At 38.7% G+C, this 18,041-nt stretch carries 17 protein-coding genes; 6 read left to right on the top strand and 11 right to left on the bottom strand.

The window, feature by feature from the left end:
- Position 1 precedes the first annotated feature (1 nt).
- Positions 2-403 (top strand): energy transducer TonB, encoded by a 402-nt coding sequence (locus DUT70_RS10730; RefSeq protein ID WP_113647335.1) that lies wholly within the window; start codon positions 2-4, stop codon positions 401-403.
- 124 nt (positions 404-527) lie between these two features.
- Here the strand turns inward: DUT70_RS10730 and typA are convergent, their stop codons facing one another.
- The 4 genes from typA to DUT70_RS10750 form a co-directional block, all read right to left on the bottom strand.
- Complete coding sequence (typA, locus tag DUT70_RS10735; RefSeq protein ID WP_113647336.1) at positions 528-2,336, bottom strand: translational GTPase TypA; 1,809 nt, start codon at positions 2,334-2,336, stop codon at positions 528-530.
- Positions 2,337-2,613: 277 nt separating this feature from the next.
- On the bottom strand, positions 2,614-3,063 hold the full coding sequence (locus tag DUT70_RS10740; RefSeq protein WP_113647337.1) for a VOC family protein: 450 nt from the start codon (positions 3,061-3,063) through the stop codon (positions 2,614-2,616).
- Between the two features lie 223 nt (positions 3,064-3,286).
- Positions 3,287-4,333 carry an alpha/beta hydrolase gene (locus DUT70_RS10745; RefSeq protein ID WP_113647338.1) on the bottom strand — a complete coding sequence of 349 codons (1,047 nt, stop codon included), beginning with the start codon at positions 4,331-4,333 and terminating at the stop codon, positions 3,287-3,289.
- Positions 4,334-4,418: 85 nt separating this feature from the next.
- Positions 4,419-5,216 carry an alpha/beta hydrolase gene (locus DUT70_RS10750; protein WP_113647339.1) on the bottom strand — a complete coding sequence of 266 codons (798 nt, stop codon included), beginning with the start codon at positions 5,214-5,216 and terminating at the stop codon, positions 4,419-4,421.
- 142 nt (positions 5,217-5,358) lie between these two features.
- On the opposite strand from DUT70_RS10750, the gene DUT70_RS10755 reads away from it, so the two are divergent.
- The 5 genes from DUT70_RS10755 to DUT70_RS10775 are packed head-to-tail and all read left to right on the top strand — an operon-like array spanning position 5,359 to position 10,291.
- On the top strand, positions 5,359-6,063 hold the full coding sequence (locus DUT70_RS10755) for an esterase family protein (RefSeq protein WP_113647340.1): 705 nt from the start codon (positions 5,359-5,361) through the stop codon (positions 6,061-6,063).
- A 30-nt stretch (positions 6,064-6,093) separates the two neighbouring features.
- Positions 6,094-7,125, top strand: a complete 1,032-nt coding sequence (locus DUT70_RS10760; RefSeq protein ID WP_113647341.1) for an ATP-grasp domain-containing protein — start codon at positions 6,094-6,096, stop codon at positions 7,123-7,125.
- Between the two features lie 18 nt (positions 7,126-7,143).
- Positions 7,144-8,244: a carboxylate-amine ligase gene (locus DUT70_RS10765; protein WP_113647342.1), complete on the top strand. Its 1,101-nt coding sequence runs from the start codon at positions 7,144-7,146 to the stop codon at positions 8,242-8,244.
- Positions 8,245-8,248: 4 nt separating this feature from the next.
- Entirely contained in the window at positions 8,249-9,076 is an 828-nt protein-coding gene (locus DUT70_RS10770; protein ID WP_113647343.1) for a type 1 glutamine amidotransferase, read from the top strand.
- A 27-nt stretch (positions 9,077-9,103) separates the two neighbouring features.
- On the top strand, positions 9,104-10,291 hold the full coding sequence (locus DUT70_RS10775; protein WP_113647344.1) for a hypothetical protein: 1,188 nt from the start codon (positions 9,104-9,106) through the stop codon (positions 10,289-10,291).
- A 10-nt stretch (positions 10,292-10,301) separates the two neighbouring features.
- Here DUT70_RS10775 and DUT70_RS10780 read toward each other — a convergent pair whose 3' ends face one another.
- The 7 genes from DUT70_RS10780 to DUT70_RS10810 all read right to left on the bottom strand — a co-directional run bounded on the left by DUT70_RS10780 (position 10,302) and on the right by DUT70_RS10810 (position 18,000).
- Positions 10,302-11,345: a hypothetical protein gene (locus DUT70_RS10780; protein WP_113647345.1), complete on the bottom strand. Its 1,044-nt coding sequence runs from the start codon at positions 11,343-11,345 to the stop codon at positions 10,302-10,304.
- Positions 11,346-11,462: 117 nt separating this feature from the next.
- Entirely contained in the window at positions 11,463-12,098 is a 636-nt protein-coding gene (locus DUT70_RS10785; RefSeq protein ID WP_113647346.1) for an OmpW/AlkL family protein, read from the bottom strand.
- A 400-nt stretch (positions 12,099-12,498) separates the two neighbouring features.
- Positions 12,499-13,485 (bottom strand): pyruvate dehydrogenase complex E1 component subunit beta, encoded by a 987-nt coding sequence (locus DUT70_RS10790; protein ID WP_113647347.1) that lies wholly within the window; start codon positions 13,483-13,485, stop codon positions 12,499-12,501.
- A 155-nt stretch (positions 13,486-13,640) separates the two neighbouring features.
- Entirely contained in the window at positions 13,641-13,997 is a 357-nt protein-coding gene (locus DUT70_RS10795) for a bleomycin resistance protein (protein WP_113647348.1), read from the bottom strand.
- Between the two features lie 50 nt (positions 13,998-14,047).
- A complete protein-coding gene (locus tag DUT70_RS10800) occupies positions 14,048-14,605 on the bottom strand; it encodes a GNAT family N-acetyltransferase (RefSeq protein WP_113647349.1) in 558 nt (185 codons plus the stop codon).
- A 65-nt stretch (positions 14,606-14,670) separates the two neighbouring features.
- Entirely contained in the window at positions 14,671-17,508 is a 2,838-nt protein-coding gene (locus tag DUT70_RS10805; protein ID WP_113647350.1) for a PD-(D/E)XK nuclease family protein, read from the bottom strand.
- On the bottom strand, positions 17,509-18,000 hold the full coding sequence (locus DUT70_RS10810; protein ID WP_128353350.1) for a hypothetical protein: 492 nt from the start codon (positions 17,998-18,000) through the stop codon (positions 17,509-17,511). It lies immediately after the preceding gene.
- Between the last annotated feature and the right edge of the window lie 41 nt (positions 18,001-18,041).

The raw sequence follows: 18,041 nt of genomic DNA on the forward strand, positions 1-18,041 counted from the left end.
AATGAAAAAAATTGCGCTTATCTTATTAGTTTCAATATTAGGCTACCACTTAGGCCAAGCTCAAACTACCACTAAAGGGGACGAACTTTATTCCTTTGTGGCACTAAAAAACCCACCACAATTTCCTGGTGGGCTACCTAAATTTTATAAGTTCCTTTCAGATAACCTCAAATATCCAGCAGCAGCTAGAGCAAAAAACATCAAAGGAAATGTTTTTGCCTCCTTTGTCATCGAAAAAGACGGCTCGCTGGGCGATATTAAAATACTTAGGGGGTTAGGATCAGGCACTGAAGAAGAAGCAGAGAGAGTCCTTAAATCTAGCCCCAAATGGAAACCAGGCTCATTAAATGGCAAACCAGTTAGAACTCAGTACAACATCCCAATTAAATTCTTTCCAAATTAACACACAAGCAAAAGGCCTCCCGACAAATAGTCGGGAGGCCTTTGTAATTCTCCTATGTCTCGGACAATTAAAGTTAATAAATTAATTTCAATTTTCCGAATTTACTATGCTAGCATACAATCAATTACGATTGAAAAGCTTTGCCCTTAACTTTACGCTCTTGTTCCGTTAAGAAGATTTTACGCAAACGTATGCTCGCAGGGGTAACCTCAATATACTCATCAGCTTGTATGTATTCCATACATTCCTCTAAAGAGAATTTAATGGCTGGTGCAATACGCGTGTTATCGTCAGTACCAGAAGCACGCATGTTAGTCAACGCTTTTCCTTTAACAATATTGATAACTAAATCATTATCACGGATATGCTCACCTAAAATCTGTCCTTCATAAATATCCACACCTGGATCTACGAAGAAACGACCTCTATCTTGTAATTTATCAATTGAATAAGCAGTAGTGGTACCTTTATCCATAGAAATTAATACACCGTTCAAACGACCAGGAATTGTTCCCTTCCAAGGCTCGTAAGCTTTAAAACGGTGTGCCATAATCGCCTCACCTGCAGTAGCCGTTAATACGTTATTACGTAAACCGATAATACCACGAGAAGGAATTTCGAATTCTAAGTGTTGTAAATCACCTTTTGGTTCCATAATCAACAACTCACCTTTACGTTGCGTTACCAACTCAATTACTTTACCAGCAACATCACCAGGTACATCAACAATTAAAGTCTCAACTGGCTCATGTTTTTTACCATCAATTTCTTTAACGATAACTTGTGGCTGACCTACCTGTAACTCATAACCTTCACGACGCATCGTTTCGATCAATACTGATAAATGGAGAATACCACGACCATAAACCAACCATGAATCCGCACCTTGAGTTTCAACAACTTTCAACGCCAAGTTTTTCTCCATTTCCTTCATCAAACGATCTTTGATACGTTGAGAAGTAACCAACTTACCCTCTTTACCAAAGAAAGGAGAGTTGTTAATGGTGAACAACATGTTCATTGTCGGCTCATCAATGCTAATTACTGGCAATTGCTCCGGTGCTTCAAAATCAGCAATGGTATCACCAATATCAAAACCATCAATACCTACCACCGCACAAATATCTCCAGATTTAACTTCAGTAGTTCTTACTTTACCTAAACCTTCAAAAGTATATAATTCCTTTACCCTAGATTTAACCAATTTACCATCACGTTTAATTAAAGTAACAGGTTGGTTTTCTTTAATGGTTCCTCTGTGTACACGTCCAATGGCAATACGACCTACGAAAGAAGAATAATCTAACGAAGTGATTTGCATTTGCAAAGTACCGTCATTAATTGGGGCAGCAGGAATATGTTCTACAATCGCATCCAATAAAGGGAAAAAATTATCTGTTGGTTGTGCGTAATCAGTGCTCATCCAACCATTTTTAGACGAACCATAAATTACAGGAAAATCCAACTGCTCTTCAGTAGCCTCTAAGTTAAAGAACAACTCAAAAATTTGCTCATAAACTTCTTCTGGGCGACAGTTTTCCTTATCAACTTTGTTTACAACTACAATTGGTTTTAAGCCTAAAGCCAAAGCCTTTTGAGTTACGAAACGAGTTTGAGGCATCGCTCCCTCAAAAGCATCGCAAAGCAAAAGCACGCCATCAGCCATTTTCAACACACGCTCTACCTCACCACCAAAATCGGCGTGACCAGGGGTATCAATAATATTAATTTTAACGTCCTTATATTTAACCGATACGTTTTTAGACACGATGGTAATGCCTCGTTCGCGCTCCAAATCATTGTTATCCAAGATCAAATCTCCCGTTTCCTCGTTATCACGAAAAATAGAGCAGGCATGTAAAATTTTGTCTACCGTGGTGGTTTTACCGTGGTCTACGTGGGCTATAATAGCTATGTTTCTAATATTTTGCATCTTATGCGATAGTATTTAAGGGCGCAAAGGTAGCGAAAAAAGCCGAAAAACGAAACATAACCATTACGAAAAAGATGTTAAGTTTTTGTAAATCAATTGCATTGCCAATCGGACACCATAGTCCCGCTTTACATTTCAATCTTTTGCTATTCCCCTCACTACGAATTACGAAGCAATCCCCAGCAAAAGTATTTCCATTACAATCGGGTTTAGGAGGCAAAACTTTTACCCCTGTGTCATTTCCAATACCCTATTTACAACCACAAAAAAGACTTTTCTACACATACGTCAACCATTCCTCATAACTAATTACCCCCAGTTCTGGCTTTCCTTCCCCTTCCAATAGGGCAATAAATTCCAAATCATGTCCGTCGGGGTCTTTAAAATAAATGGCCGCTGCTGGCATCCATGCAAAAACCATTGGCTTCTCCTTACCATCCTTTAGAAAATTATAAGGCTTCAGGTTTCTTTCCTTCAAAAAATCAATCGATTTGTTCAATACGTCGTCGAGCTCGCAGCTAAATGCAAAATGACGGATGTCAATTTCATTCTTAGGCTTTTCCCACAAACCAAGCATAGCGCCTTTCGGCTCGCCTATCCAAAAGAACGCCACCCTACGATCATCGTTATAGCCACATTCTATAAGCCCTAACACATTCTTATAAAAATCAACAGACCTCTCCAAATCCTCTACGAAAAGGTGTGTTTCAAATAATCCTTTAATCATGTGGTGAAATTACGCTTAGCAGAGCGTGAAAGAAAATCACTTATCTCAATCTATTCATCAAGAATATCTATCAAGCTTGGAGGACATAAAAAAGAAACGGGGACTCGGCATACCACCTTGTCCCCGCCATCTAAATTAACGCTCTCAGTAATATAAACTCCCGTTAGTGGGGTTTATTGTATGAGGATTGAAAAAATATTTCTGAATTTAAATTTTGTACCCTTTACTGACAACTCCCTAACCTTGGGTTGTCTAATGATGTGCATTTAAAAAGATATTTTGTTTGCGGATATTGCGCTGTCGGATTGTCCGTAACCAATAGAGGCTGAAGCGCAACACCATGATAACTTGGCATTGTTTTCTGGGCCAAAGAGCCGTTTCCTAAACACACGTCCTTCGCTTGTACATTCCCGTTAAAACTATAATCAATCAAAGCATCAATAATTCTGTACACGGCATAGTAATCATAAGCATCTATTCCATTTCTCGTACTTGGCAAGCTATGATCGGCCGTGTAAGCATAGTTAGGCAGCGTGGAAGGTTTGACTAAAATAAAATCTTTCTCCGCATTGGCGATATTGATGTTCTTGAAAATATCTATCGCCAATCGATGATCATTGGTTTCATCATCGTCGTATACCTGCGTAACCAATTTTGTATTCGAAGGAAATCCTTTGAGCTGGGCATCCGTTAGCCAATAGCTATACCATTGTGCCATGGAAAATATAAACCTCCCATCTTGCCCCCAACCTTCCTCAACAAATGCCTTTGCTGCCAAGCCGAAAGACGCACCTCCGCCAAACGAATGTCCAACAAACCCCACCTTTTTAGTGTCAATAATATTTGGATAATCCTGCACCGCTTTTTTAAAGCTCTGCCATAGTGTATTATATCTGAAATCAATATCTACTCCTGTTGTTGGATATGGTGCAAAAACAATCACAAAGCCCTTCTTAGCAATGAACTGATACAAGCCCAAGTTGTAATTAACCTCTTCTCCTCCATAAGGATGCGAATAGAAGATCACTGGCCTGGGTCCAGTAGCTTCTTTTGGATAAAAAACAGTGACCTGTTTGCCGTTGTAGGTTGGGCTGGCAAAACTTTGGGTTGCTACCGTGTAGCTCCCATCGCTTCCATATCCTGCTTCTGGTCTGGATATCGGGCCTAGCAAATCATCATCTATTTCTGCAGGATGATCATTGTCCGCGTGTTTTGAACAGGCCCCTAGCATCAAAAATAAAAGAAACGAAAAAGCGTATTTTTTGCTCATAAAGACTATTTTATCAGAATAAATTTATCTTTTGAGAAAAACCGCGAAGAAAGGTTTAACGTAGAAATATTTTTATTGACTAAATTTAAGTAGACAGCTTCTTTGCAAATGCCCATTCCAAAAATTTTGGAAATGCATTTTTCCAAGTTGCAACATTATGTTTGCCGCCCACCATTTCGTAATAAAAAATATCTGTATGCCTTTTGTAACCTTTTTTTACGAGCTCCTTAATGACATCTACAGTATCGTCAATAGAATCAATGATGAAATTTTGATTCCGATCGGCAGTTTCATCCTCCGTCCCTGTCATTAACCAAAATTGCAAATCGGGTTTTGACATCGTTTGCTTGATCATTTGATGTAATATTCGGTCTTCGTCGGTATAATCATCAACCAAATCTTTCTTACGCCACCAAAATGAGCCAGAAAACACTCCAACAAGATCAAAAATATGACTGTGATGCCATGCAATATCAAATGCGGTTAACCCTCCCAATGAAAATCCAGCAAAAGCCTTTTTACCTGTGATATTGATTTGCTTGTCAATAAAAGCCAATAGCTCATCTACCACAAAACGGGTATATGAATTTGCTTTACTGCCTCGGTTCTTAAAATCAGGTTGGTTGGCCACGCCATATTCCAGCAAACGCTCTTCCCCAGCACAAATACCTACTACTACCACTGGATCTATTTTCCATTTGCTTTGCAATGTCGACAAGCTTTCTTCCAAGCCCATTTGTGCCAAGTCTTGTCCATCATTCACCAAAAGTAGGTGCACTGTTTCATTCCCAAGCAAATTAGCGGGGATATAAAGGTCAACATCAACCGTGCGTTGAAGAGATTTTGATTTTATTTGATAGGTAGTTTTGATAACGTAGCTAATAAAGTTTTCGTTTAATGCTTAATTCAGTTACAAAGTTACCATTATCCCAAAAATCAGGCAACCTATAATAAGTAAAAAAAATCTAAATATTTTTTTGTCATTGAAAATGATTTACTTAACTTAATTTTTATAATCATTACCAATGAAAGAAGAATTACAAAAATGGCACAGTCCAAGTCTTAATAAGGAGATGGAGACTTTGGTGTTTGGCCATAGTGGCTACCCAATTATTTTATTCCCCACCAGTATGGGAAGATATTACGAGAACAAGGATTTTAAGCTGATAGAGTCGGTCCAAAATTTTATTGAGGAAGGCAAAATCAAGATTTATTGCCCCGACGGAATCGACTCCCTAAGCTGGTACAACAAAAATATCCATCCGTCCGAAAGGGTAAAAAATCATATTTGGTATGATAAGTTTTTACTAGAAGAACTATTGCCACTTGCCACAAGCGAAACAGGCCGAAACAAAGTGATTACCGCAGGCTGCAGTTTTGGAGGGTACCATGCGGCCAACTTCGCATTTCGACATCCATGGGCGGTAAGCCATATGTTTAGCATGAGTGGTGCTTTTGATATCACAGGGCAATTAGATGGGTTTTATAATGATGACGTGTATTTCAATAACCCTATAGATTATATACCAAACAACATCAACCCTGAGCTTTGGCAGCTTAAAATTGTTTTGGGTACTACAGATAGGGACATGTGCAGGCCCGACAATGAAAAGCTATCGGGCATTTTACACCACAAAGGCATTAATCACTGGCTAGATATCAGATCCAATGCTGATCACGATTGGCCAATATGGAGAGCCATGTTTCCCGAATACATTTATCAACTATGATGAATTTTTAACTATTTAAACATATATACTATGAAAAAAATTGGAATTTTATTTGGACAGGAGCGTTCATTTCCTCAAGCATTTATTGATCGAGTGAACCAAAAAGCTGTAAAAAACATTACGGCAGAATTCGTAAAAATAGATAAGGTTTTCCAGGCCGAAAAGCCCGAATATGCGGTCATTATCGATCGTATTTCACAGGATGTTCCTTTCTACAGGGCTTATTTAAAAAATGCAGCGATGGGCGGCACCGCAGTCATTAACAACCCTTTTTGGTGGAGTGCAGATGAAAAGTTTTTTAACAATGCACTGGCCGAAAACATTGGAGTGCCTGTTCCTAAAACGGTATTAATCCCTTCTAGAGAGCACCCTGATGACACTAACGAACATTCGTTTAGCAATTTGGTAATGCCTTTTGACTGGGAGGCGATATTTAATTACGTAGGCTTTCCAGCTTACATGAAACCTTTTGATGGCGGCGGCTGGAAAGAGGTTTACAAATTGGAAAGTATAGAAGAATTTTTTGAGAAGCATAGCGAAACGAAGCAAACCGTAATGATGCTCCAAGAGGAAATCACGTTCGAAGAATACTTTAGATGCTATTGCATTGGAGGCAAGTACGTACGCATCATGCAATATGAGCCCCGCAATCCGCATCATTTACGCTATGTTGTAGATGGTCCTAAACCGAGTGAAAAACTATTAAAAACAATTGAAGATTACACCTTAAAACTTAACCAATATTTAGGCTACGATTTCAACACCGTTGAATTTGCCGTGAGAAATGGCGTTCCTATCGCTATCGATTTTTGCAATCCCGCACCAGATGCCGCCTTAGAAAGTGTTGGTGCAGAAAATTTCGAATGGGTAGTTGAAACTGCCGCTAACTATGCCATAGAGAAAGCCTTAGCGCAAGAATTTGGCAAAAACAACCTTACTTGGGGCAACTATATCAAAACCAGTGCTGCAGCGCTTCCCTTAGTGGCAAAACCCGCTAAAGCTTTACCAAAAGCAAAACCGGTGGCAAAACCAAAACCAACAACTAAAAAACCGATTAAATAACGCTAAGTCTAACTATCTATGAATGAGTTTACCCTGGGGATTGAAGAAGAATACATGATCATCGATCCCGTGACCAGAGAACTAACCTCCCATGATCAAAAGATTGTAGAGGCGGCACAAAAAATACATAAAGATCAGGTAAAGGCCGAAATGCATCAAGCCGTGGTGGAAGTAGGAACTAGTATTTGCAGGAATACAGAAGAGGCACGGAAAGAAATTTCGCAACTAAGACGCACTGTTGCTGAATTAGCGGGCGAGCAGGGCCTCAGAATTGGTGCGGCTGGTACCCACCCTTTTTCACATTGGGAAAAACAGCTCATTACGGAACACCCCCGCTATAGTGAAATTGTAAATGAGCTACAGGAAGCCGCTAGGTCTAATTTAATTTTTGGCTTACATGTACACGTAGGTTTTCAATCACGAGAATTGGCCATCCACATTGCCAACCAAGTCCGTTATTTTTTACCGCACGTATTTGCCTTATCTACTAATTCGCCTTTTTGGGAAGGCCGAAACACGGGGTACAAATCATTTCGTACAAAAGTATTCGACAAATTTCCTCGTACAGGCATTCCAGATATTTTTAATAGCATTGAAGACTATGACAACTATGTAAAGCTCCTGATCAAGACCAATTGCATAGACAACGCGAAAAAAATATGGTGGGATATTCGTGTACATCCATTCTTCGAAACCATCGAATTTAGGGTGTGCGACTGTCCGATGCTGATTGACGAAACAATGGCCTTTACAGCGATTTTTCAGGCATTATGTGCCAAACTTTATAAGCTGCGTTTACAAAATTTAAACTTCATTTCTTATAGTAGAGCGCTCATTAACGAGAACAAATGGAGGGCTGCCCGTTATGGTATTGATGGAAATTTAATAGATTTTGGGAAAGAAATGGAAGTAAATTGCCGAAATTTGGTCCTTGAATTGTTAGATTTTATAGATGATGTGGTAGACGAGCTTGGCAGCCGTAAGGAAATTGAATATGTACACGCCATATTGGCCAACGGCACAGGTGCCGATAGACAGTTGGCTGTTTATGAACATACCAAAAGTTACGAGTCGGTAGTAGATTACATCACAACACAAACATTAATTGGGACGAAATAAAAGGATGAGCGACAACAACAACATTAAGGTAGCCATTATTGACATGAATATGGGCTTCCCTAATCAGGGGATGAGGGGTATACAAGAAATTTTACACCAATACAAAACGGAGAACCAGCTCAATTTAACCATTGACATATTTGATATTAGGCAGAAAGGGGAAGCCCCTGATTTAAGTTATAACATTTACATTTCGAGTGGAGGCCCTGGAAACCCTTACGACGGAGAAGGTAAAGAATGGGAAAGCAACTTTTTTGACTTATTGGACCAGATTGACAACTTTAACCTAATTAATGAAGAAAAAAAATATGTCTTCTTAATTTGCCATTCTTTTCAACTAGGTTGTAGAAAATATCAATTAGGAAAAGTAACCCAACGTAAATCTAATGCGTTTGGCATATTTCCTATTTCCTTAACTCCTGAAGGAGAAGAAGAACGCATTTTTAATGGCCTTAACAATCCATTTTATTCTGTAGACAGCAGAGATTGGCAAGTTATTGAACCTAGCCCTGTTGCTTTTGAAAAAATTGGTGCTCAAATATTGGCCATCGAAAAAGAAAGACCCCATGTAGATTTAGAACGATGTATCATGGCAATACGCTTTTCTCCTTACATCATAGGCACTCAATTTCATCCAGAAGCTGATCCAACAGGGATGAAAATCTATCTGCTTCAAGAAGAAAAGAAAGAAGCTATTATTAAAAACCATGGCGAAGACAAATATTACGATATGTTGCACAGCTTGGAAAATCCAGATAGAATTATGCTAACCAAAAGTGTCATTTTGCCAAACTTCTTGGATGAAGCCATTAATGCGCTACAATTCGTATAAACGTTCTTCCTTAACCTGCCCCTACCTATGATCCAAAAATATAGAACATCTTTTAATGCTAATTTCAGCGAGCAGAAATATCAGGATTTCTTAACAAGAATTACGGAAGGATATCCCGAAATTACTTTTAGACTAGCTGAATCGCCAGTATTCCTGCCCGAAGAATTAAAACAACAGCTTATTACTGCTGGAAATGAAATTATTGCGCTTATTAAACGTGATGATTTCAAAGAGATCACCCAAAAAGCGATCCCGATAGATTGGAAAGTACCTAACGAGAATGATCATCCGCACTTTTTGACTTTTGATTTTGGCGTTTGTAGCGATGAGCAAGGGAAAATCAAGCCAATGCTGATCGAAATGCAGGGCTTCCCATCGCTATATGGCTTCCAAAATCATTTGGCAAATACTTATAAAGAAAGTTTCGATTTAGATCAACAGCTTACTCCTTTTTTTAATGGCTTAAACGAAGAAAGCTATTTTAATTTGCTGAAGAAAGTGATTGTGGGAGTACACCAACCCCAGGAGGTGATTTTGATGGACGTTGATGCTTTAAATCAAAAAACGCTGATAGATTTTAGCGTCACCGCTAATAAGCTAGGAATTAAGATATTGCCTTTAGAAGAAGTTAAAAAAGAAGGCAAAAAACTATACTACATAGAAGGTGATAAAAAGACACCTATTAAACGAATTTATAATCGCCTAATTTTTGATGAAATTGCTGATCAAACCTCCATATTCGAAAACAGTTTTGATCCTCGGGAAGAAATAGAAGTGGAATGGGTAACGCACCCTAACTGGTTCTATCGCATTAGCAAATATACCATGCCAATGTTAAAAGGTGAGTTTGTGCCCGAAACGAAGTTTTTAAATGAGCTTACAGAATTACCGCATGACTTAGAAAATTATGTATTAAAGCCGCTGTTTTCTTTTGCTGGAATGGGGGTAATTATTGATGTAAAAGAGAGTGATATTAGCGTAATCAAGGACCCTGAAAACTGGATATTGCAACGCAAAGTAACTTACCAGCCCATTGTACAATCCCCTGATGGTGGTGTAAAAGTTGAAATCAGGCTGATGTATTTGTGGCCAGATGGTGAAGAACCGCAGCTATGCATTAACTTGGCTCGTTTAAGTCGCGGAAAAATGATTGGTGTACGGTACAATGCAGATTTCGATTGGGTTGGCGGCACTGTTGGTTTGATGGAATCTTAAGGTTTATAGCTTAAAGTTTCACCTGCCTGATGATATTTTTAAGGTTAAGCTCGATAATATCGGTCATATTCTTACAATCTTCGTAGGCTGGGTTTTTGTAATATACTGCCATGCTTTTCTTAAGTTTCATGATATTTTCCTTAGTGGTCAATTCCTCTTTACATGAAACATCTCTTAAATCTGTTAAGCGATGACGCTCACTACGAACCCTATGTACAATGGACGACAATTCTTCCTGCTTATATTGCTGAACCGTTTTCTCCGTCAAATGCTCCATACACAACTTCACCAAAGGGTAGTTTTCCTTAAAAAATTGCGGCATGTAAACTTTGATATTACCCTCGTAAAACTGCTGATCAAAATCTATGGCACGGATACGAAATTGGATATCGTCAAAATCGGGGGTAATTTGCACTACAAAATTATAAGAACGCATATCCCCCAATAAAGTCACCAAACAGCGCTCGTTAAACTTCACAAACTCTTTTGCGATACGGGTAGGATTATATTCGGCCTGATGAATCATTCCTTTGTTAAACACATCACCAGGCAGCCCGACAATATGCTCTTCAATCATGGTATCTCCATCGACCAGATAATTCACTTGGTTGGGCGATAAAATTTCTTCCAACTCCAAGCCAAAAACCCTTGAGGCATCGGCCTTTTTAACGTAGAAATAATCATAAACATCATTTAATCGGTTTACAATTCTTACCCTAAATGGATGCGTATTACCAAAAGTACAATAGTCAATTTTATCTATGTATTTATGTTGTACAATCCTTAGGTTACCAGAAGCCTTCAACTTGGCATAAATTATTTTTAGGCCTGTGTGCAGCTCTTCCATTTGGCTCTGAGCATAAATCGGACTTTCCCAAAGCGTATCTTTACCTTCTTTATCTAGAATAGGGTAACTTTCAGTAAATGATTTTAAATCTTCGTACGTAACGGGCAGCCTGGCATCACGCTGGTATGTACGCAAGTATTTATGGAAATTTTCACTGACGGGAAATACTGGCTTTTTATGATAAATTTTGACGTCTTTGATTTCCATGGTACATGTTTAATTGCAATTTAAACATTTATTAGCGTTTCTAAAAAATGGTTTCAACATAAAAAACCACACTTCTGAGTAGAAATGTGGTGTGCGCTATAGTTAGCTTAGTAGAAACTATAATTTAATTCCGATCCCGAAACTACATAGCCAAGGATTTATTTTGGTATCAGCCACTACCGTAGCTCCTCCTGCTACAGAAGGAAGGGTGGTAACGGTAGCATCAGTACTTAGCCATAATTTCTTGACGTCGAAATTGAGGAATAGCTTTTTGCTGATATCGAAATCTACTCCCAATTGAGCTGCAGGTGCAAAGGTGTTTTTATAAGTGGTTTTTGCAATCGCAGGACCATCTTTAACGCCGTAGAAAATGGTGTAATTCACGCCTGCACCTACATAAGGCTGCACTTGTTTACTTACTGGCAAATGATAAGCAAGCGTTAAGGTGGGTGGCAATAACCAAACTTTTCCTAAATCTACATTGCCTAAAGCTGTGTTTACTGCACTCACCTCGTGTTTGGTAGTCCCCAAAATAAGGTTAGCGGAGAAGTTTTTAGCCAAGAAGTAGGTAAAGTCTAACTCTGGAATAATGGTGTTGGAGATATCGACATTTCCGTTAATGGTACTGATAGTTGCGCTTTCTTGAGGAATGACAGCGGTGGCACGAAGACGCATTCTAAAGTCGCCTTTTTGCTGTGCAAATGAATTTGTGGCTAATCCTACTAAAAGAAATAAGGTTAATATTTTTCTCATCGTATTATGTGTTTTTGTTTAGACAATATTAGCATGAGAAATTGAGGTAGTTAATGAGCCAGAACAGTTGGTTTAGTGATATTAATCTTTTTCCATCTGAAAGTTTAAGCCGCATGTAGAAGCTTGCTTGAGTTTAGGCACGAATCATCCATTTAAACCCGATTGAAGTGAAAATCCTTTTTGTTGTTGTCATTCCGAGGCACAAGGAATCTCCATTGTGATCGCTATTAGCTAAAAGATCCCACTAGCGTTCAGGATGACAGCAACAAAAAGATTGTAATGGAAAGCGGGACTTTTGGAGGATAGTAACACAGGGCTTGCTTTTCTAAAAACAAAAAATCCCGCTCTTTACAGAACGGGACTTACTATTTGTGAACTGGCTAGGCCAGTAACATTTTTTCTATTTAGCAACGTACATTACTTCTTTTACCGCTTTAACTACTTTCTCAGCATTTGGTAAGCTGGCAGCAATTAAAGTTGGTGCATATGGAAGTGGAACGTCAGCACAAGTAACACGAATTACTGGCGCATCTAAGTAATCAAATGCATTTTTTTGTACGTTGAAAGCAATTTCAGAAGAGATTGAAGCCAATGGCCAAGCTTCTTCTACCACTACTAAACGGTTAGTTTTCTTTACAGAGTTGATGATGGTTGCATAATCAATTGGACGTACAGTACGTAAGTCTATTACTTCTACATTGATGCCATCTTTTGTTAATTCTTCTACTGCTGGATTAACTACACGGGTTAACATTTTACCAAAAGTAACGATGGTTACATCAGTACCTTCTTTAACTACATTGGCTTTACCTAGCTCTAAGTAATACTCTTCTGCTGGCACATCGCCTTTATCGCCGTACATCACCTCAGATTCCATGAAAATTACTGGATCTGGATCTAAAATAGCTTGCTTTAACAAACCTTTAGCATCATAAGGAGTAGCTGGAATAACCACTTTTAAACCTGGACAGTTTGCGTACCAGTTCTCAAAGTTTTGCGAGTGCTGTGCTCCTAATTGACCTGCATTACCAGTTGGGCCACGGAAAACGATTGGCACTGAAAACTGACCACCACTCATTGACAACATTTTTGCTGCCGAGTTAATGATTTGGTCAATCGCTACTAACGAGAAGTTGAAGGTCATGAACTCAACAATTGGTTTAAGGCCGTTCATTGCCGCTCCAATTCCAATACCTGCGAAACCTAGCTCGGCAATTGGGGTATCGATAATGCGTTTGTCGCCAAACTCATCTAACATCCCTTGACTTACTTTATAGGCTCCATTATATTGCGCAACTTCCTCACCCATCATGAAAATGTTTTGGTCTTTGCGCATTTCTTCGCTCAATGCTTCGCGTAATGCTTCTCTGAATTGGATTTCTCTCATTGTTTTGCTGAAAATTAACGATGGCAAATATAAATATTACTTTGTTGCAATGCAAAGGTTCAAAAAGCTCGTAATTGTAATATTGCAATTAGCTTGCAAGCCATAGAAAATGTTCTAAAATAAATGATTTGCCAAATGAAAGTTTGAAATGCCCATTAAGCTTCCCCTGAAATGTCTTCTCCAAAATGAATAATATTCCCGCTATTATCCAAAATAGAAAACTGTCTCATATCCCAAGGCTTGTCCTCTAATTGCCCATTGGGGTGGATAATATTTAGCGGCAAAAACGCTTCGTAAAGCTGGTCTACATTCGTGACGTTTACATAGCAACCTGTGTTTTTGGGCACCTGTTCGTCTGACGTTGGCCAAAGATGTATTTGGATTTCGTCTCTACTAAAAATGAGATAGCCATCCCAATTAGAATGAAAAGTGAAACCTAATTTTTGGGTGTAAAAGGCAATTGTTTCTTCTGCATTGAGCGAAGCAAGAATTGGCACAGCATGTTTTAGCATGGTTATTTTGATAAGGTGAACAATTCAAATCAAGTAGCTGTTGGACAACATTATCCAACGGACTTCTTTTTTACATAATACTCCGAATCTAATTCTTCATTTTCAAAGGTCATTTCTTTTTGCATCAATCGATCAAACTGATAGTGATTTCTCAAAAGCACTTTCCGCGAGTTATCGTTCCTTGGGTCTATTTTAGCTTCTATAAGTTCGAGATGAATGCTTTCAAAACCAAATTTTTCTACCGCGATAATCGCTTCGGGCACATAACCTTGTCCCCAGTAATCAGGATGCAACATGTAGCCTATTTCAGCTTTTAATTCTTGTGGATAGAAGTTGACATAGCCCATAATTCCATAAATTTCGTTAGGATCTTGAGCATTACAAATTGCCCAGTTGATGGATTTTCCTTCGTTAATGCCGTTGGTAAGCATCGCTATTACACCCAATGCATCTTCCGTAGTTTTTGCTCTTGGTCGCGGAATGTAGCGCATGGCTTCTTCATTGCCCCGTATTTTCATTACATACAGCGCATCGGCTTCAACCACTTGTCGTAGCAGCAAGCGTTGAGTGCGCAAAACAGGAAATGGATTAAAATTGAGGTTTAGCATTTACTAATTTACAATTTTAGATTGACGAGTTACGAATACCACTTGCAATGAACAATCAGACATAATTAAGCTCCAAACAAAGTTTTATAAATAGAATAACTGTAATTATCAGGCACGGCACTCGCCCTAAACGGCACATTTAAATCAAAAATCTCTGCCACTTTTTGCTGCAACTGTGCTAAAAATAATGGTTTAACTTCCTCTAAATAGGCATCAGATAGCGTAGACTTTCTGGATCTAAAGTAGACATTTCCATCGGCCATAGTTTTTACCACGAACAAACTAGGTTCAACGCCCTGCCTACCCGACTGCCTTTCGTAAGCATAGGTATAAATCAATGTTTGAATTAACGCTTTGTTGATGCTTTTACCATCCGTATCAAATAGCTTTTCTATCTCTGAAAAAGTAAGCTTATCGCTTCCCGTTTTATAGTCGATGATGCGCGTTACGCCATTGCGTTCGTCAACCCTATCAATAAAGCCAAACAGTTTTACCTGCTGCATTTTCCCATTGAGCTCAAACGCTAATTCGGTGCTTATTTTTTCTTCTAAGCTAAGAATGGTAAAAGGGGCATCGGCTTCATCTCTATTTAAAATGATATTTGCATAAGCCTCTACAATTGCCAAAATCACTTTTTGCATACCAGAATACTCCAAAGTACTCTCTTCTTTGTTGGTCATTACAAAATTGAAGGCTTTGGTTACCATTTGCTTCAATGCCTTCCTCTTCACCAAAATCACGTCTGCAGTAACTTCCTTGCCAATTTCTCCGATATAGAAATACTCCATCACTTTGTGTAATATGGAACCTATCTGATTGGCTTCTATGACCGCCGTCACTTCCTCTGGCTCTTTAATTTCAGCAATGTATCGGAAGAAAAAATCAATAGGGTTAGCGATATACATGGTTAAGGCTGATGGTGATAAAATCTTCTCCCCTTTGAGATATCGCTGTAAAGCGGCCTGTATCACAGGATCATTTTTATCAATAACGATTTCCTCTTTAGGCTCGGTACTCACTGGTAAATTTAAGGACTGATAATTGAAACTGAAATTACTTTCGTACTCCAATTGTTTCAGAATTCTACTGACTTCACCGCTATTTCGCTCGTCCGTTAAACTATTATAGACAAAATTGATACTCTTAGCTCTTTGCAATAGACGGTAGACCATGTAAGAAGAAATGGCATCTAAATTTTCCAGCACAGGCAAGCCATAAGCCCTACGAATACTATCGGGAATAAAGCTGTTTCCAATGGACGTTTTAGGGATAATCCCCTCGTTAAAACCCAGAAACACGAGTTTATCAAAATTAAGGTTACGGCTTTCCAGCAAACCCATCAACTGCACACCTTTTAAGGGATCTCCACTTAGGGGCACCGATACGCCAAGCAAAGATTTCTGTATAAGCTGTACCACAAAACGGAACTCTTCTCCTGCGACAAAGTTTCTTAAAGTATCATTCAATCGAGTGAGCTCCTCAATGGTTTTCACCATCAAATCAGCATCAATCTTTTTCAACGACTGTTGTGTAGACAGACGTGCCAACATGTATTTCATCACACTTAGTAGTTCTTCAACCAAGCGAGAGGGGTCTTCTATTTTTTGATAAAATCTTTCGAAAATACCACCTTGTTTAATCAAGCGGTGCAAATCAATGTTCACCACATTATCACGCAACAACGCTTCTTGCACATTGGCTTTTAATTTTGTACTTAAACCCGTCAGCGGATGAGTGACAAAGGCTTCCAGGGTTTGGTGGTCAACCTTGTTTGTTTCCTTTAATTCTAATTGGGTGGTCAACCATAAATCGGCCAGGCCAAAAACGGTAGAGCCCGCCAAGGCAAAACCCATGGTAACGTTAAGATCTATACCATCGTTAATGGTTTGCAGCGCAGGCATCAGTAATTGCTCATCAGCTAAAATAACAGCCGTGGTACCGAGTTCTTGATTCCCATCTTCATCCCCAATAATTTGATTGAGAATTTTTGCCTGTGCGCTTTGCCCTTGAACTTTGTAGACATTCACCGCATGCTTTTCGGAAGCAAAACCGTTATCATCATCTTCAAAGACATTTGTTAGGCCTAGTTGCTTAAAGTTCTTTCGCAAAAACAACCCCGCTTCTTGAAGTTCGTCTTCTAGGTAATAAGTGTCTACATCAAAGTAAAACAAAGCCTTATCTGCTTCCTTCAAGTGCGTAAATACTTTTGCTTCGGCCCTAGTCAGCGCATTAAAGCCTACAAATATGATTTTCCCTCGATTAAAAGAGTTGATAAAATCTGAGGTCGTCAAATCTGTATTGGCCAAATGACGATAAACTTGGCCATTGGTGATGTAGTTTTGTGCTTTTAACTCTTCGTGAAACAATTGATATAAACGCGGCATGCGTCGCCACATTTTGATAAAAAGTTCTTGCTGTTTTTTATGCTTTCCTTCACTATAAGATTGCCAAAACTGCGCTAAAAAATCATATTGTTCTTTACTGAGGTAATCGAATTCCAGATTGATTTGCGCTACATCTTCCATTTCCTGATAGAGTTTGTTGGCATCTACCAAGTCATTATCTATCTGGGCAAAATCGCTGAGCATAATTTTGGCCAAAGGAAAAAACTGACTGCTCTTCATCGGCGCAAGTCCTTCTTCCTCCAACAACTTATTGTATACTTTGAGCAAGGTAAAAAACTGTAAATAGAAATCTGCAGGCTTTTCCTTTACACTTCCAGCAAAAAATTCTTGGATGGTATATATTGCGGGGCTAAAAAATGGTTTTTGGATAATATCGGCCAAGTATTTACGCAAATAGGTTGCTGGCCTATTGTTATTGAAAACAATAGCGCAATACTGTAAATCATCACCAAATTTGGCAACTAAATCTTCTGCAACTTCTTTTAAAAATGGTGTCATTTAATTACCGATCAATTGATTGTTTATGTTAACTGGATAATTTACCAAATTGGTTGATAAGTAACTTGCTATTTTCTCTGCATAGACATGATCAATTTTAATATTGGAGGCAAGCCATATTTTTCCTTTCAGGCCGTGAACGACTATTCGGTCGTGATAGATATCAATAGCATTTATTTCTTCCATCTCAATTGTTTCTGGCACTCCGTACAAGCTCATCCTGTTGGATTTTACCTTTAAAAAGCCTCCAGGCATGTTAAAAAGGGCACTAAAAAATAAAAGCAGAATAATAAATAGGCAAACACAAGACCAAAAAACAGTGGTATAATCAGCGTAATAGGCGATGACTAAACCCACCAACAATGCGCCACTAAAAAAGAAGGATTGAAATTGAGAATGATCATCATTATAGACAGGAAACACTACATATTCTAACTTTCCTCGACGATAGTTATAACTTGTTAAAAGTGAATAGGCCAATCCTACTAGCATAGCTATTACAAGAAAAATTGTTGAGGCTAGCTCATGAACCT

The organism is Pedobacter chitinilyticus (assembly GCF_003313385.1).
GTDB lineage: Bacteria > Bacteroidota > Bacteroidia > Sphingobacteriales > Sphingobacteriaceae > Pedobacter > Pedobacter chitinilyticus.

Excerpts from the sequence above, each read along its gene's own strand:
- DUT70_RS10730 (WP_113647335.1), top strand. The coding sequence starts at position 2 with ATGAAAAAAATTGCGCTTATCTTATTAGTTTCAATATTAGGCTACCAC.
- typA (WP_113647336.1), bottom strand. The coding sequence starts at position 2,336 with ATGCAAAATATTAGAAACATAGCTATTATAGCCCACGTAGACCACGGT.
- DUT70_RS10740 (WP_113647337.1), bottom strand. The coding sequence starts at position 3,063 with ATGATTAAAGGATTATTTGAAACACACCTTTTCGTAGAGGATTTGGAG.
- DUT70_RS10745 (WP_113647338.1), bottom strand. The coding sequence starts at position 4,333 with ATGAGCAAAAAATACGCTTTTTCGTTTCTTTTATTTTTGATGCTAGGG.
- DUT70_RS10755 (WP_113647340.1), top strand. The coding sequence starts at position 5,359 with ATGAAAGAAGAATTACAAAAATGGCACAGTCCAAGTCTTAATAAGGAG.
- DUT70_RS10760 (WP_113647341.1), top strand. The coding sequence starts at position 6,094 with ATGAAAAAAATTGGAATTTTATTTGGACAGGAGCGTTCATTTCCTCAA.
- DUT70_RS10765 (WP_113647342.1), top strand. The coding sequence starts at position 7,144 with ATGAATGAGTTTACCCTGGGGATTGAAGAAGAATACATGATCATCGAT.
- DUT70_RS10770 (WP_113647343.1), top strand. The coding sequence starts at position 8,249 with ATGAGCGACAACAACAACATTAAGGTAGCCATTATTGACATGAATATG.
- DUT70_RS10775 (WP_113647344.1), top strand. The coding sequence starts at position 9,104 with ATGATCCAAAAATATAGAACATCTTTTAATGCTAATTTCAGCGAGCAG.
- DUT70_RS10780 (WP_113647345.1), bottom strand. The coding sequence starts at position 11,345 with ATGGAAATCAAAGACGTCAAAATTTATCATAAAAAGCCAGTATTTCCC.
- DUT70_RS10785 (WP_113647346.1), bottom strand. The coding sequence starts at position 12,098 with ATGAGAAAAATATTAACCTTATTTCTTTTAGTAGGATTAGCCACAAAT.
- DUT70_RS10790 (WP_113647347.1), bottom strand. The coding sequence starts at position 13,485 with ATGAGAGAAATCCAATTCAGAGAAGCATTACGCGAAGCATTGAGCGAA.
- DUT70_RS10795 (WP_113647348.1), bottom strand. The coding sequence starts at position 13,997 with ATGCTAAAACATGCTGTGCCAATTCTTGCTTCGCTCAATGCAGAAGAA.
- DUT70_RS10800 (WP_113647349.1), bottom strand. The coding sequence starts at position 14,605 with ATGCTAAACCTCAATTTTAATCCATTTCCTGTTTTGCGCACTCAACGC.
- DUT70_RS10805 (WP_113647350.1), bottom strand. The coding sequence starts at position 17,508 with ATGACACCATTTTTAAAAGAAGTTGCAGAAGATTTAGTTGCCAAATTT.
- DUT70_RS10810 (WP_128353350.1), bottom strand. The coding sequence starts at position 18,000 with ATGCTAGTAGGATTGGCCTATTCACTTTTAACAAGTTATAACTATCGT.